Source organism: Paraburkholderia solisilvae (genome assembly GCF_902859875.1).
In the GTDB taxonomy this organism is placed as follows: domain Bacteria; phylum Pseudomonadota; class Gammaproteobacteria; order Burkholderiales; family Burkholderiaceae; genus Paraburkholderia; species Paraburkholderia solisilvae.
In genome coordinates, this window is record NZ_CADIKF010000046.1 from 18516 (window position 1) to 33530 (window position 15015).

Consider the following 15015-nt stretch of genomic DNA (forward strand, 5'->3'; position numbering starts at 1 on the left):
AAAGGGAGGTTGTATGGTCATCAAACGTTCCGAGCTGGCAAGCACGGATTTTTCAGATATCGCCACTGGCGAGCGGATCGCCGCGGTTCATCCCGGCGAAGTGCTGCGCGCGGAGTTTCTCGATCCGCGCGGCATGTCGGTGAATGCGCTCGCGCTCGCGCTGCGCGTGCCGGCGCCGCGCATCAACGATGTGGTGCGCGGCAAGCGCGCGGTGTCGCCGGAAACCGCGCTGCGTCTCGCGCGCTACTTCGGCACCAGCGCCCTCTTCTGGATGAACCTGCAGGTCGCCTACGACCTGCGCGTCGTCACCGAGGAGTCGGGCGCGCAAATCGAACGCGAAATCGAACCGCTGCCGCCGCGCGAGCGTCCGAAGCCGCCCAAAACGCAGGCCGCACAGGCGCGCGCTGCCGCGCTCGCGGCGAGTGCGGCACGACGGGTGAGCAATCGTACGGCCGTCGCGGCGCCGCGCAAAGCTTGACACGCCGCGGTCACAACCTGAGCCGCGCATTTTCTTTATGCGAAATCGTTCAGACGAGCGGGTAAAATCGGGGGATTCCCCTGCCTCTCCGGAGCACTGCAATGTCACTGCAACGCCGCACCACTCTCACGAAGTACCTGATCGAGCAGCAGCGCGAATATAACAATCTGCCAGCCGACCTGCGTCTGCTCATTGAAGTCGTTGCACGCGCGTGCAAGGCGATCAGCTATCACGTCAGCAAGGGCGCGCTGGGTGATGCGCTCGGCACCGCCGGCAGCGAGAACGTGCAGGGTGAAGTACAGAAGAAGCTCGACATCCTGTCGAACGAAATCCTGCTCGAAGCGAACGAATGGGGCGGCAACCTCGCCGGGATGGCATCGGAGGAGATGGAACAGTTCTTCCCTATTCCGGCCAACTATCCGCGCGGTGAATATCTGCTTGTGTTCGATCCGCTCGACGGCTCTTCGAATATTGACGTGAATGTGTCGATCGGCACGATCTTCTCGGTGCTGCGCTGCCCGGACGGCCAGCAGCCGACCGAAAAATCGTTCCTGCAACCCGGCACGCAACAGGTCGCCGCCGGTTACGCGGTGTACGGGCCGCAGACGGTGCTGGTGCTGACCACCGGCAATGGCGTGAACTGCTTTACGCTCGACCGCGAACTCGGCTCGTGGGTGCTCACGCAAAGCGATATGCGCATTCCGGTCGATACGCGCGAATATGCGATCAACGCGTCGAACTCGCGTCACTGGTACGAGCCAGTGCAGCAGTACATCGGCGAATTGAATGCCGGCCAGGACGGCCCGCGGCAGGCGGACTTCAATATGCGCTGGATCGCGTCGATGGTCGCAGACGTGCATCGCATCCTGAATCGCGGCGGCATCTTCATGTATCCGGCAGACAAGCGCACGCCGGATCGGCCCGGCAAGCTGCGGCTCATGTATGAAGCGAATCCGATGGCGTTTATCGTCGAACAGGCAGGCGGCGCGGCCACCAACGGCGAAAAGCGCATTCTCGACATCATGCCGCAACATTTGCATGAGCGCGTTGCCGTGTTCCTCGGCTCGAAGAACGAAGTTGACCGCGTAACCCGTTACCTCCTCGAAAGAAAAAAATAAGTGTTGGGGTTGCCAAACGGATAAAGAAGTCCCTATAATCGCGGTTCTCCTGATGCCGGAATAGCTCAGACGGTAGAGCAGCGCATTCGTAATGCGAAGGTCGGGGGTTCGATTCCTCTTTCCGGCACCAATAGATTCAAAAAAAAGCCCAGTCCCTGCGACTGGGCTTTTTGCTTTTCTTAATTAACGCGCGTGCGTCGAGGCAAAGACGTTACGTTGATGTTTCGCAACGTCGAGGGGCTGCGTCGCGCGCCATCGTTCGTGCGCGATCGCGCCCCACGCTCGCGAAGCGTCAGCAATGCGACGGCCAATACTAACGCCACCACCTACCGCCACACCCACCGCCACCTCTACCTCGACCTAATGCCGCCACCCATCGAGCACCTCCGGCGCAAGCAGCCCGCTGTGCGATTGCCGCGCGCCGTGCGAATCGATCAGCACCGTGCGCGGCAGCTCGCCACGCCAGCCCGGATCGAGCGCCATGCGTAATTTTTCCGGTATCGCTTCGGCGTTCGCATATTGCGCGACCTGCGGCGGCAGTTGCATCGTCGCGAGTGCTTGCGTAAGTGCCGCCGCATTGTCGTCGAGCGAGTCCATCGCAATCATCGTCAAACGCACGTCGCGATGCCGCTTCTGCCATTGCGCAATGCGCGCGACATTTTCGCGACAGTAACTGCAATCGAGCGACCAGATTTCGACAATCTGCGTTTCGCCCTGCCTCGACGCAAACACACGGCCGACGTCGGCCGCGACAAGCGGTTGCAGGTCCGCCGCGGCCGCCGCGCGAACCGGTACCCCTTCAACGAAAAACAGCAGCGCCGCCAGCAACGCGATCAGGTATTTCATTTACTTCTCCCCGTCCATCGGCAGCAGCATGTAGCCGTCGTTCTGCGTGCGCCACGACAGATATACCCGCCCCGCGTCCGTCAGCAGTTGCGGGTTGTCGCTGCCACCCGCGGTTTGCGCGAGCGTGCGGGGCGCGCTCCAGTGCCGGCCTTCATCGTCGGAACGGCGCACCAGCACGCGCATCGTGTCACCGTCGAAGTCCTTCCACGCGAGCCATAGCGTGCCGCCGTTATCGAGCAGCGCCGGGTGCGACGCCTGCTCGCCGGGCTTGCCGGTCGCGCCGAACGCCCAGGGCTCGCCAATCGGTCGTCCATCCGCGGCGAGCCGTGAGTAGTAGATATCGGCGCGTCCGTCCACGACGCTGAACCACGCCATATGACGCACGCCGTCGCGCGTGATCGCGAGCGCCGGCCCCTGCTCGGGACACGCTTCGACGTGCCAGTTCGAAAAGGTCGCGCGCAGCGCAACGATGCGCGTGGCGGCCTCGGCAGGCAGCACCGCGAGCGCATGATCGCGAATCTGCCCGGGAAAGACGTTGCGCCACATCGCCTGCACACGGCCTTCGCTATCGAGCGCAAGCGCGATGCGGCAGCATTCGCACGTGTGATCGGCAATCTTGCGTTCCGGCGCAAACGACTGGCCGCCATCGCTCGACACCGCGTAATAGACGGCGAGGCCGTCATACGACTTGCCGTCACGCTTCGCGGCCGCCTTGTCGCGCCTGTCGATCCATGCGACAAAGATGCGCCCCTGCGCATCGACGATCAGCGAATCGAAGCGATGCGTAATCGGCTCACGATCGTGATGCACGGTGACCGGCACCGACCACGTCGCGCCGCCGTCGGTCGAGCGCGAAAAGCGGACCATGCCGGTGTACGGCTGATCGAGCGGCATCGACCACGTCACGTAGAGCGTGCGCGCATCTGGGCTGGCCGCAATCTTCGGCAGGTTCTCCGCGCTTGTGTAAACCGGCTCCGGCATCGCGTTGACGACCACCGGCGCTGACAGCGTATGACCGCGATCATCCGAATGCGCGACGACGACGTGCTGCCCCTCGACCCAGGCGACCCACAGCCGATGCCGGGAATCGAACGCCGCGCCGGTTGCGAGCGGGGTCTTCCCGGCTTCGCCGGGTGCGGACATGTCCATTTGCATCATCGTGTGCGAGCCGGCGGCATCGCTCGCCGGCGCAGCGCCATCAGCGAACGCCGTGTAGGGCAACGCGCAAGCGATCAGCACGACCAGCCATTTATTCAACGCGATCATTTGTGTTCTCCACGGAACGTCCGGCGAGGAGCGGGGTGACAAGCCGGGCGACAAGCGGCGTAACGGCGCTCGGCCAGGCTGTCGGTGCCAGGCAACACCGGCCACTGGCGATCGGGCTGACAACAACGCAGCTTCCGATCGGCACCCAGCAATGCGCTCATCGCACCACAGACGTCGTGATGGATAGCGCCGTTGCCGGGCGGGTCGCCCGCCTGACGATTGCCGCCGGGAAGAGGCTTCGCAAAACCATAAGGACCGTCGTCGTGCCGCGAGAAGGAGTGCGTGTCGATCCACGCCTCGTACCCGTCGGGCCTGTGCGTCGCGATCCGCACGGTCGAGCCGGGCCAATCGTCCGGACGCCGCACTGAAAACGGACCGTCCAGCGGGCCATGCAGCGGATCGTCCAACGCGTCGACCTGCTCGATATCGTCGGGCGCGATCAGCCGCCCGCGCCGCGGATTCGCGTTGCGCGCACCGGGCGAATTCGACAGCAGCCGGGCGTCCGCGCGCACAAGGCCCGCGCGTTCGCTGTGCAATTCGTCGAAGTCGCGGCCCGTAAATACGGAATTGCGATCGCCGGTGAAGCGTTTACGTATCAGAAGGTGCGGCGCGTACCTGAGCGCACCGTCGCTCGCGACGAAGTTGCGCGTGTCGACCAGGTCGCGATCGGTCGCGCCGACGCGGCTCGGCGTGTCCGGCATGTGCGGCACGCGCACCGGCGCGGCAGACACCCAAACTGCTTGCGACGGTTGCGCGGACGTCAACGCGCTGTCGAAATCAGTCGTTATGGTGGTAGGCGACGGTGCGCGCGAAGTCGCACGCGCGTTGCGCGGATGTCGTGTCGCGGGATCGGGATCGGCCCACGCGGACGGCCAGGCGAGCGCCGCCGCACGCGCGATCGGAAACGACCGGCGCGCAGGCAGCGCAGCAGAAACGAAGTGCATAAAAGTCCTGAGTTCATGATCAGAACCGTCGCGGCGCGGCACGTACGCCACACGAGCGCGATACGCCGCGCGGACGGTGACGCAAGGATGGCCGGACGGGCGAACGCAAACCGCTAGCGCCGTAACAAGGTGGCGCGCCCGGCAAGCGATGGCTGCTTCAGATCAAGGTTTCAGGCGGGGCGCGCGGCTGTGCGACGCGAACGCTGCGGCGCACAAATGAGGATTGCAGTTCGAAACTTCGCACGTGGGTGAACGCGCGAAGCGGAGCGGAAACAGCAGGAAGGCTTGCGCCGAGTGCGAAGTTCGCGGCGAAGCCCGGGCAGTACACGCAGTGCGGCACGACCCAATGCGTCTGCGTTGCATCGCCGGAACCGGCAGGGCCGATCACGACCTGCTGCGCGCCCGCGGCGTGACAGAGTTCGACGGACAGCGGATCGCCCGCGTTCGCGGCACGCGCATAGCCGATGACCGGCGACAGTACGTTGAGTACCACCGCCAGCCATACGAGGCCGATCCAGCGTGTAGAACGTTTCATCGCTATCTGGCGAAAGTGAGCGCGCAGTATAGCAAGGGCTCGAACAGCATGTGTTTGAAGTGGACTGGAAGTGGTGCCGAAGTGGTCTGCGACGAATGTATTAAGGACAAGCGATAAATTTTATTCAAGCATCTTCAATCGCGGAACGCGTGTGCCGTTAAAGCAACAACAACGGGTCCATTCGCGGGTTTTGCGGTCGACCGCACTAGTGGCAAACGGGGACTGAGGCAGATAATCGATTTGTAAAGGAGAAAGATCATGGACACGAAACCGCCGAAGATTCCGACCCCCGACAAGGTGTACAGCCCGGATCCGGAACCTGCAGGCGTCGAATTTCTCGGGGCCGAATTGCCGGAGCACGTGCGAGCGTTTTTCGACGAGCAACGCAAGTCGTGCGAACCGAAGTAACGGCGACGAACGGGGATTTCACAGCGGGCGATTGCGCATCGACGATGCGGCGGTGCGGTATGCGCGCTCGAGTGATTGCCTGTGTGGGCGCGGCCGGGTGATCGTCATCGCTGGCGCGGCAGGCGCTGCGGGTTCGCGCGCGGCTGGCGTCAAGGTATCGCGTGCACACTGAGTTCGTCCGCGCATCCGGCGTCGGCAGCGACGGTCGATTAGTGCGGCGATGCGTCGGCGGCGCGGCGGGGTTCGTCTCCCGCGTCCTCGGGCGCGGCGATTGGCGCAAGCGGACCGATCGCGTATCTTTCAAACATTGCGGCAGCTTTGCGCTGTCGCGGTATGTCGCAACTGCCCGCCGGCGAGCCCATCGCGGCCCACCCCACTTTCCCGATCTTTTCTCTTTTATGGCAAGTTCACTTCGCGTGGCCGCGCTGCGCCCGCTGGCATTAGCGATCGCACTCGCGACGGCGTTCGCTTTCACGTTCGCGCCCACGCCGTCCCACGCGGACACCGATGACACCGCGCTCACGAACCTGATCTCGCTGGTTTCCCAGCGGCTGGCGCTGGCCGAGCCCGTCGCCCGCTGGAAGTGGGTGAACCACCGCCCGGTCGGCGACGCGCACCGCGAAGCCGCGCTGCTCGCCGACATCGCGAAACGCGCGCCGGCCGTGGGCGTCGATCCGGAGTTCGCGCGCGCGTTTTTCCAGGACCAGATCGATGCGAGCAAGGACATCCAGAACGCGCTGTTCGAGCAGTGGCGCAAATTGCGGCCGCCGGACGGACCGGTGCCGGATCTCGACACGCGCACGCGCGCGCAGCTGGATCGGCTGACCCAATCGATGATTTCCGCGCTCGCACGCGTGCAGACGCTGCGTGCAACACCCGACTGCCCGACGCAGGTCGCGCGTGGAGTCGCAAACTGGAAATCGTTGACGCGTTATGACGCGACGCAAACAGAAGCGCTCACGCGGGCGCTTGGGCACGTCTGTGAATCGGGAGGCGTCGGCGCAACGGGCTAGCGGGCGTCCACTACCGCGGCGGTGTCCTCGTTGGCGCCCGCTTCAAGCGGCATGAACACCGGCGCCGACGGTTCAGTCAAGGTGGGCGGCTGCGACGGCGCGAGCGGCTGCACGTGCAACCCGCGCGCCAGATGCGTCTGCATGAGCCGGTACGTCGACAGTTCGAACGCACGCGGCCTGTCCTGCGCGAGCAGATGAGCCGCCTGTTCCGCCGACGGCGCATGGCCCAGATAGCACCAGCGATCGACCACGTGAAAGACCCGTGCGTGCTCCAGCGCAGGTTCCACGGCACGGGTTGCGTGATCCGCGCCACTTTCTCCGAACACGATCGCGCCGTCGAACGGCCATGCCGCCTCGACCGGATCGCTGCGCGACGTGCGCGGCAAGCGGTTGTGAGCCGGGCGCAGCGCGGCAATCCATTGTGCTTCCGCGAGCAGCGCCCCCAGTTCGCCGCCCGTCGCGCGCCAATCGACGCGCCGTACCAGTTGCGCCAGCCGCAGATCCTTCGACGAGCGCCGCTCCCCGGTCAGATGCGCACGAATCCGCTGGCGCACCCGCACGCTGCGGCCGACATAGAGCGGCACATCGTTTTCTCCGTAGAACATATAGATGCCACAGCCCGCCGGCGCCGCGTCGAGCGAATCCTCGGTCAGATCGCCGGCCAGCCGGTAGCGCCGCACCGTACGATCGATCTGCGCGCGCAGCACATCGAGCGCCACGAGCTCATGCAGGCATTGCCAGAATTGCCACAGCAAGTCCGCGTCGGCGAGCGCCCGGTGGCGATCGGACGGCACGAGCGCGTGCCGCGCGACCAACGCGTCGAGCCCGTGGCGCTTCTCAGCGGGAAATAGCGCGCGCGACAGACGCACCGTGCACAGCACGTCCGGATTGAAGGCGATCCCGGCGCGCTCGAATTCGCTGCGCAGAAAACCGCGATCGAAGCTGGCGTTGTGCGCGACAAACAGCTTGCCGTCGAGACGCGCAAACAGTTCGGGCGCGATTGCGTCGAAAGTCGGCGCGCCGCGAACCATTGCATCGGTGATGCCGGTCAACTGCTGGATAAACGGTGGAATGGGCTGCCGCGGATCGACAAGCGTGCTCCAGCGCACAATGCCTTGCGGGCCGACTTCGACGACGCCGACTTCGGTGATCCGATCCACACCGGTCGAGCCGCCGGTGGTTTCGAGGTCGACAAACGCGATCGGCACATCGAGTGCGGCGGGCGCGGCTAGGAAAGGTTCAGACATGAATGAGACCAGATTTAAGTGCGATGATTTTGGGCAAGTATGCACCATCATCGCCGGATCGGCCTGAGCGGAACTTTCACGTCCGGGTATCCGCAGTCGCAGCGCTGGGCCGCGTGCATTTTGAACAACATCACGCTGAATAAATCTTCTGAGTCAAATTTATTCTTTTAAGATAAGTCTGATAATCGACCGGGATTACAGGACGCGTGATGTCATAGCGATTTCGGATTCTTTATCAGCACATTGTCATTTTCATGATAAAAACAAAAAGCCCTCGCCAATGCGAGGGCCTGTCTTAGCGTCGGATACGTACGATGCTGTTACAGCGGCTGGATGTTTGCAGCCTGCTTGCCCTTCGGGCCGGTCCGAACTTCGAAAGAGACGCGTTGATTCTCTTTCAGCGATTTGAACCCTTCCGAGCGGATTTCCGAGAAGTGTGCGAACAGATCGTCGCCACCCGCATCAGCAGTAATAAATCCAAAGCCCTTAGCATCGTTGAACCATTTGACGACACCGGTTTCCATATCCATTTCCTCGAATTTGTTTGAGACGGGCAATACATGCGCCGGACCGAGCTTCATTCGGCATTCGGCTCCGCATTTATACGGGGAGTGACGGCAAACCGTCAAGCGCTGGTTTACCAGTGGGCCATTATCATTCGACAAATGCGCGGTGCATGCGTGCGTTTCTCTTAAATGCTGCAATAACAGAATAGTGATTTTTTACCGAACTCCATTCGATATCGGGAATTTATGCCGATGTGTAACTAAACGTGAATTTCGTAAGTGTTTTTACGGGTTGTTCAGGCATGGAGCGCACACCATGATGGTCTTCAGCAGTGGGGTTCAGGGAGACTGTCATGCTATTAAACGTTATTCGCCGCCTGGCGGCTCGTTTCACGACGCAACTTTCCCATTCGTCTGAAAAACGACCCGTCCCATTGCGATCTGGCGCCGCCCAGCCGGCGCTTCAGTTCGATCCTGTCTGGCACGGCGACCACTGGCAGAACCTGCTGTCTTCCCCGATGGACGCCCGTCACTACGTGATGGAAGACTGGAGCATCGTGCCCGGTTTCGACTACGTGCCGGCCACGGTCGTCGCCCGGCGTCACCGTTGAACGTCCGAAGTTCTCCTGAACGTACAGGCAAAAAAAAGCGCGACGGTTAGTCGCGCTGACAAAGTTTGGAGATCTTTTTCGTCAACGAAAAAGTCTGCTTCGGAAAGCAGAGTATTCAGTATAGCGCCCTCTTTCAACGCAATTAGGCGTGCACTTAACAAACACTCATTTCCGCTTCAGCAATAATCTGACCTTTGTCGATTTCCTGTTGTTTTTCTGCGTCACTTCGACGTCGCAATTACACAACGCAACGTGGCTGACACACGCCCCAGGGTCATCCCTTACTACTGTAAGGCCTTTGCCTGTAAGGCTCGACAGGCAGCGCTAGATCATTTCTCGTCTCGTAATACTTTATTGCGAAAACTGGAATGGTCACGCGGCGATGAGCATCTCTACACTTTGCCTACCCGGAAAGCGAACGTGCACTGGTCATGCGCGTTTTCACGCGAACTTCGCCTCTCGCAGCGCCTCGCGTGATGGTTTTCTTAAAGCCTGGGTTTCCAAAACCCATCCTGTTCTCGGAGTTTACAAAGATGAAAAAGACACTCATGGTCGCCGCCCTGACGGGCGTGTTTGCTACTGCCGCTCACGCGCAGAGCAGCGTTACGCTGTACGGCTTGATCGACGCCGGCATCACCTATACCAACAACCAGCATGGCTCCAGCAACGTTCAGGAAACGAGCGGCTCGATCAACGGCAGCCGTTGGGGCCTGCGCGGTGCTGAAGACCTCGGTGGCGGTCTGAAGGCAATCTTCACGTTGGAAAACGGTTTCGGCATCAATGACGGCACGCTCAAGCAAAATAGCCGTCTGTTCGGCCGTCAAGCGTTCGTTGGTCTCGCGAGCGACCAGTTCGGCGCCGTTACGCTCGGCCGTCAATACGACAGCATGGTCGACTACGTCGCTCCGCTGGCGCTGACGGGCACGCAATACGGCGGCACGCAGTTCGCCCACCCGTTCGATAACGACAACCTGAACAACTCGTTCCGCGTAAACAACTCGGTGAAGTTCTCGAGCGTGAACTACGCGGGCTTCAAGTTCGGCGCGTTGTACGGCTTCTCGAACCAGGCTGACGGCTTCGCAAACAACCGCGTGTACAGCGCGGGTGCGTCGTATAGCTTCGCTGGCTTCAACTTCGGCGCAGGCTACTTGCAGATCAACAACAACGCCGGTGCAAACGCGACGACGGCTGCCGCGTTCAATACGAGCGGCGCGGTCAACGGCGACAACACGTTCTTCGCAACCCGCCAGCAAACCTGGGGCGCGGGCGGGAACTACACGCTCGGACCGGCTACGTTCGGCCTCGTGTACACGCAAACCAATCTGCAAGACCTGGCCGGTTTCGGCTCGGGTGCCGGTGGCCAGCCGTCCCTCGGCGCTCCGACCAGCGCGCACTTCCAGAACTTCGAAGCAAACGCGCGTTACGCTCTGACGCCGGCTCTGAGCATCGCCGGTTCGTACACGTACACGAAGGCAAGCCTCGCAGCGACCCGCCCGCACTTCAACCAGGTCAACCTGCAAACGGACTACGCACTGTCCAAGCGTACGGACGTGTATCTGCAGGCTGAATACGTGACGACGAACGAAAACGCGGTCGTTCACCCGATCGTCAACGGTCTGAGCGCCGCCTCGGCGACGAACAACCAGGTCGCCGTCACCGGTGGTATCCGTCACCGCTTCTAAGCAAAACAGTAGTATCGGTAGTATTGAAGGCGCCGCTTGCGGCGCCTTTTTTTTATTGCCGCGCTCAGTTCAGTAGCACGATGCGTTGCGCCCCGGCGAATCTTCGGCGCCCTCAGGCCGCCTCTTCTTCCGCGGACGGATAGTGAACGTCGAGCACGTCGATCGGTTCCGGACCAGCCGGCGTATACAACGTGACCTGATCGCCGATCTTCGCCTTCAGCAACGCACGCGCGATAGGCGAGATCCAGCTGACGTGGCCGTGATCCAGATCGACCTCGTCGACGCCCACGATCCTCACGGTATGGGACTCGCCGTCGCCGGTCGCATATTCGACGGTCGCGCCAAAGAACACCTGCTCGGTGTTCTCCTGCTTGCTGCTATTGACGACTTCGGCGAGATCGAGCCGCTTCGTGAGAAAGCGGATGCGCCGGTCGATTTCGCGCAGCCGGCGCTTGCCATATATATAGTCGCCGTTCTCCGAGCGGTCGCCGTTCGACGCCGCCCACGACACCAGCTTCACGACGTCCGGCCGCGCCTCATCGATCAGATGCAGCAACTCGTCGCGCATGCGGCGGTAGCCGGCCGGCGTGATGTAGTTCTTCGCGCCTGCGGGAACGTCGGTTTGCGCGACGTCGAGATCGTCGTCGTTGTCGTCGGTTGATTCTTTGACAAAAGCCTTGTTCATGATGATCCATCCCATACTGCCGACGCCGGTTCGAACCGGCGTTAGGCCTAAAAGACGCCTGGTTCGTCCGCGGCGATGAAACACGCAAATTGCAACGCGGACATCGAAACGCCCAGTCACCAAGCCTACACGATCGCCGCAGCAGGACAAACCGCCGATTGCTGCTTCCCTTTTCCGCCAGCTTTGCTATAATCCCGTTTCTGCGTGCGGCTGTAGCTCAGTTGGATAGAGTACTTGGCTACGAACCAAGGGGTCGTGGGTTCGAATCCTGCCAGCCGCGCCACCTATTCGAGGGCCTTCTTCCGAGAAGGCCCTTTCATTTGATCCGGCGCTTCGCGTGGGTCAATTCAACGGTTGTCAGTAGTACCGCCTCGCGTGCGGCTGTAGCTCAGTTGGATAGAGTACTTGGCTACGAACCAAGGGGTCGTGGGTTCGAATCCTGCCAGCCGCGCCATTCTCAAAAGGCCTTCCATATGGGAGGCCTTTTGTTTTTTCCGCTCCGTTGTTGGCGCTCTGTCGCTTCGCTTCGTCGTCTCGCCATGCTGCGGGCTTTTGTCGCTCGCTCGCACGCGCTCACGCGCCCTCGTTCGCCATGCACGCCATGTTTGACGCGCCACCGCGCGCCTAGCGCGGAGCCGACTTGATATCGCCGATTTGCGCATCCGGCATCGGCAGGTCTTCGATCGCATTCATCGCGCTCTGCTCGCCGACCGGTTCTGCGCGTGCACCGAACAACGCCTGCGATTGCCGCAGCACGTCATCGACGGCGTCGCCGAAACGGCTGGCAACAAACGCCCGCAACAGCGCGATCCGCAGCGACTCGCCGTGCGCTTGCACAGCTTGCCCGCGTCCTCCGTCGAATTCCACGCTGCAGCGCACGGCGCCATTGCGCAAACGCTCGCGCACGTCCACTCGCCGCGCGCGGTCGAGCACGGCGGACGCGGTCTCCCACGATGTCGACGGCGTAAAGCGCCCGTCCCATTGCCGTCCGCGGTCGTTGCCGCGAATCGAAACCGTGCGGCCGCTATCGGTGAAATGGATTTCGCGCACGAAGTCGTGCAGACTGCGCGCGACCCAGTAGTCGAGCGCCAAGCCGGTCAAGTCCGACACGTTCATTGAATTTGCTCCCCACACCAGACGCAGGCCCTATCGCGACGCAGCAAGGCGTGCGCCAGCCGATGCGCACGCACACACCGCCGGTGGCCGCAGCGCCGGCCGCCGCGCCGCGCAACGCGACCGCCTCATGCGTCGTCGTCGCCGCAAGCCTCAGTAATCGGCCCGCTCGCGATCGATGCGCATGCCGCCGTCGTGGCGATGATGACCTTCTTCGCTTGGCCGTTCGCGCGCGATGCGCATCACATCGAGATTGGTCCGTGCGCGCCGCATCACGTTGGCCAGATGAACCCGGTCGCTCACCTGAATCACGAAGCGCAGCACCGTCGACTCCTGCGACTGATCTTCATCCATCGCGATATGGACGATATTCGCGTCGGCGGAGGTAATGTCCGCCGCCACGCGCGCGAACACACCCTTGGTGTTTTTCACGAGCACCTTCACGGCGACGTCGAACAGACGCCCCGGTTGCGGCGCCCACGCGACATCGATCCAGCGGCCCGGATCGCGCCGATGAATGCGCTGCGCGACACGGCAATCGGTGGTGTGAATCGCCATGCCGAGACCGATGCCGATATAGCCCATGATGTCGTCGCCAGGAATCGGCCGGCAGCACGCGGAGAGCTGCACCGACATGCCTTCGGTGCCGGTAATGACGACCGGCGGCGCGTTCGACGTGCCGCCGTGCTCGCGCGAATGATGGCCGTCGTCATCGCCCTCGCGCCCGTTCATCAGCACTTCGATGCGTTTGGCCATCACCGCGGCAACCCGTCGGCCGAGACCGATATCGGCGAAGATTTCATGCCGGTTCTTGTTGCCGGTCCACTGCACGAGCTTTTCCCACGCTTCGGGCGTGACGTCGGCAAGCGACAGACCATAGCCCTTCAACGACTGATCGACGAGCCGCTCGCCCAGTTGCACCGACTCGTTGAGCCGCATCGTCTTCAGATAGTGGCGAATCGCCGTGCGCGCCTTGCCGGTGCGCACGAAGCCGAGCCATGCGGGATTCGGCTTCGAATACGGCGCGGTGATCACCTCGACGATGTCGCCGCTCTTCAGCTCGGTGCGCAGCGGCAGCAGTTCGTTGTTGATCTTCACCGCGACGCACTGGTTGCCGAGGTCGCTGTGAATCGAATACGCGAAGTCGAGCGCGGTCGCGCCGCGCGGCAGCGCCATAATCTTCGACTTCGGCGTGAACACGTAGACCGCATCCGGGAACAGATCGATCTTCACATGCTCGAGGAATTCGCTCGAATCGCCGACTTCGCTTTGAATATCGAGCAGCGACTTCAACCACTGATGCGCGCGCTTTTGCACGTCGTTCAGATCCGCACCGCCGTTCTTGTACAGCCAGTGCGCGGCGACGCCCGCTTCCGCGATCTCGTGCATCTTGCGCGTGCGCACCTGGAATTCGATCGGCGCGCCGAACGGCCCGACGAGCGTGGTGTGCAACGACTGATAGCCATTGACCTTCGGAATCGCGATGTAGTCCTTGAACTTGCCCGGCACCGGCTTATAGAGCGCATGCAGCGCGCCGAGGCACGTATAGCACTCGAGCGGACTCTCGACCACCACGCGAAAACCGTACACGTCGAGCACCTGCGAGAACGACAGCTGCTTGTCGCGCATCTTCTTGTAGATGCTGAAGATGGTTTTCTCGCGGCCGGTCACTTCGGCATCGAGCTTCGCATCGACGATGGCGCGCTGCACCGATTCGAGAATCTTGCCAACCACTTCGCGGCGGTTGCCGCGCGCGGCCTTCACGGCCTTTTCGAGCGTCGCGTAACGATGCGGATTGAAGTTCGCAAAGCTCAGGTCCTGCAGCTCGCGATACGTGTTGTTCAAACCGAGCCGATGCGCGATCGGCGCGTAGATATCGAGCGTTTCGCGTGCGACGCGCCGGCGCTTCTCCGGCGGCACCGCGCCGAGCGTGCGCATGTTGTGCAGCCGGTCCGCGAGCTTGACGAGGATCACGCGCACGTCGCGCGCCATCGCGAGCAGCATCTTGCGGAAGTTTTCCGCCTGCGCTTCCTCGCGATTGCGAAACTCCATCTTGTCCAGTTTCGACAACCCGTCGACCAGCTCCGCGACCTTCGCGCCGAAACGCTCGGCGAGTTCGGCCTTGGTCACACCCTGGTCTTCCATCACGTCGTGCAGCAGCGCGGCCATGACCGACTGCGCGTCGAGCTTCCAGCTCGCGCAGATTTCCGCGACCGCGACCGGATGCGTGATGTAGGGTTCGCCGCTTTGACGGTATTGCCCGAGGTGGGCTTCGTCGCTGAAGTGGAATGCGGCCTTGACGTCCTTGATCTCTTCCGGCGCCAGGTAGCCGGCCAACGCCGTGGTCAGCTTGGCGATCGAGACGACGTCGTGCCGGCGCGGCTGCTCCGGCGTAGCGGTCGGCCCGAACAGATGGCGAAACGATTGTTCGAGGACCGCATCGATGTACTTGCGTGCGGACGACGGTGCGTCCGTATCGTGCGCGTCGTCCGCATTCGGCGCGACGTCCGGCAGGGAGGACGAGGGATTCGAGCTCATGTCCGCCTCCTGATCGGTTGATCGA

General features: G+C 62.4%; 15 protein-coding genes and 3 tRNA genes. 9 read left to right on the forward strand and 9 right to left on the reverse strand.

Annotation, left to right across the window (positions count from 1 at the left end):
• Positions 1-13 precede the first annotated feature (13 nt).
• The 3 genes from HV675_RS24100 to HV675_RS24110 all read left to right on the forward strand — a co-directional run bounded on the left by HV675_RS24100 (position 14) and on the right by HV675_RS24110 (position 1726).
• On the forward strand, positions 14-478 hold the full coding sequence (locus HV675_RS24100) for a HigA family addiction module antitoxin (protein WP_175113903.1): 465 nt from the start codon (positions 14-16) through the stop codon (positions 476-478).
• Between the two features lie 101 nt (positions 479-579).
• Entirely contained in the window at positions 580-1596 is a 1017-nt protein-coding gene (locus tag HV675_RS24105; RefSeq protein WP_175113905.1) for a class 1 fructose-bisphosphatase, read from the forward strand.
• Between the two features lie 54 nt (positions 1597-1650).
• Positions 1651-1726: transfer RNA gene (locus tag HV675_RS24110), tRNA-Thr, on the forward strand.
• A gap of 230 nt (positions 1727-1956) precedes the next feature.
• Here HV675_RS24110 and HV675_RS24115 read toward each other — a convergent pair.
• The 4 genes from HV675_RS24115 to HV675_RS24130 form a co-directional block, all read right to left on the reverse strand.
• Entirely contained in the window at positions 1957-2442 is a 486-nt protein-coding gene (locus HV675_RS24115) for a thioredoxin domain-containing protein (RefSeq protein ID WP_175113907.1), read from the reverse strand.
• A complete protein-coding gene (locus tag HV675_RS24120) occupies positions 2443-3687 on the reverse strand; it encodes an exo-alpha-sialidase (protein WP_377700533.1) in 1245 nt (414 codons plus the stop codon).
• Positions 3688-3704: 17 nt separating this feature from the next.
• Entirely contained in the window at positions 3705-4439 is a 735-nt protein-coding gene (locus tag HV675_RS24125) for a hypothetical protein (protein WP_175113911.1), read from the reverse strand.
• A gap of 370 nt (positions 4440-4809) precedes the next feature.
• Entirely contained in the window at positions 4810-5187 is a 378-nt protein-coding gene (locus tag HV675_RS24130) for a DUF2946 domain-containing protein (RefSeq protein ID WP_175113913.1), read from the reverse strand.
• A 258-nt stretch (positions 5188-5445) separates the two neighbouring features.
• Here HV675_RS24130 and HV675_RS24135 point away from each other — a divergent pair, with 258 nt between their 5' ends.
• The gene (locus HV675_RS24135; protein WP_175113915.1) at positions 5446-5595 is read left to right on the forward strand and encodes a hypothetical protein; all 150 of its coding nucleotides are present in this window, start codon (positions 5446-5448) and stop codon (positions 5593-5595) included.
• A gap of 398 nt (positions 5596-5993) precedes the next feature.
• Positions 5994-6608, forward strand: coding sequence for a chorismate mutase (locus tag HV675_RS24140; protein ID WP_175113917.1), 615 nt, complete (start codon positions 5994-5996; stop codon positions 6606-6608).
• Here HV675_RS24140 and HV675_RS24145 read toward each other — a convergent pair.
• Both HV675_RS24145 and HV675_RS24150 read right to left on the reverse strand, forming a co-directional pair.
• Positions 6605-7855: an exonuclease domain-containing protein gene (locus HV675_RS24145; RefSeq protein ID WP_175113919.1), complete on the reverse strand. Its 1251-nt coding sequence runs from the start codon at positions 7853-7855 to the stop codon at positions 6605-6607. The genes HV675_RS24140 and HV675_RS24145 overlap by 4 nt on opposite strands.
• A 320-nt stretch (positions 7856-8175) precedes the next feature.
• On the reverse strand, positions 8176-8379 hold the full coding sequence (locus HV675_RS24150) for a cold-shock protein (protein WP_175113971.1): 204 nt from the start codon (positions 8377-8379) through the stop codon (positions 8176-8178).
• Between the two features lie 335 nt (positions 8380-8714).
• Between HV675_RS24150 and HV675_RS24155 the strand changes: the two genes are divergently transcribed.
• On the forward strand, positions 8715-8972 hold the full coding sequence (locus HV675_RS24155) for a hypothetical protein (RefSeq protein ID WP_175113921.1): 258 nt from the start codon (positions 8715-8717) through the stop codon (positions 8970-8972).
• A gap of 533 nt (positions 8973-9505) precedes the next feature.
• Positions 9506-10654: a porin gene (locus HV675_RS24160; RefSeq protein WP_175113923.1), complete on the forward strand. Its 1149-nt coding sequence runs from the start codon at positions 9506-9508 to the stop codon at positions 10652-10654.
• Between the two features lie 112 nt (positions 10655-10766).
• Here HV675_RS24160 and greB read toward each other — a convergent pair whose 3' ends face one another.
• Positions 10767-11339, reverse strand: coding sequence for a transcription elongation factor GreB (gene greB / locus HV675_RS24165; RefSeq protein WP_175113925.1), 573 nt, complete (start codon positions 11337-11339; stop codon positions 10767-10769).
• A 206-nt stretch (positions 11340-11545) separates the two neighbouring features.
• On the opposite strand from greB, the gene HV675_RS24170 reads away from it, so the two are divergent.
• Both HV675_RS24170 and HV675_RS24175 read left to right on the forward strand, forming a co-directional pair.
• A tRNA-Arg gene (locus HV675_RS24170) sits at positions 11546-11622 on the forward strand.
• 94 nt (positions 11623-11716) lie between these two features.
• Positions 11717-11793: transfer RNA gene (locus HV675_RS24175), tRNA-Arg, on the forward strand.
• A gap of 170 nt (positions 11794-11963) precedes the next feature.
• On the opposite strand, the gene HV675_RS24180 is transcribed toward HV675_RS24175, so the two are convergent.
• Positions 11964-12455, reverse strand: coding sequence for a phage protein NinX family protein (locus HV675_RS24180; protein WP_175113927.1), 492 nt, complete (start codon positions 12453-12455; stop codon positions 11964-11966).
• A 150-nt stretch (positions 12456-12605) separates the two neighbouring features.
• Positions 12606-14990, reverse strand: a complete 2385-nt coding sequence (locus HV675_RS24185; RefSeq protein ID WP_175113929.1) for a RelA/SpoT family protein — start codon at positions 14988-14990, stop codon at positions 12606-12608.
• Positions 14991-15015 lie beyond the last annotated feature (25 nt).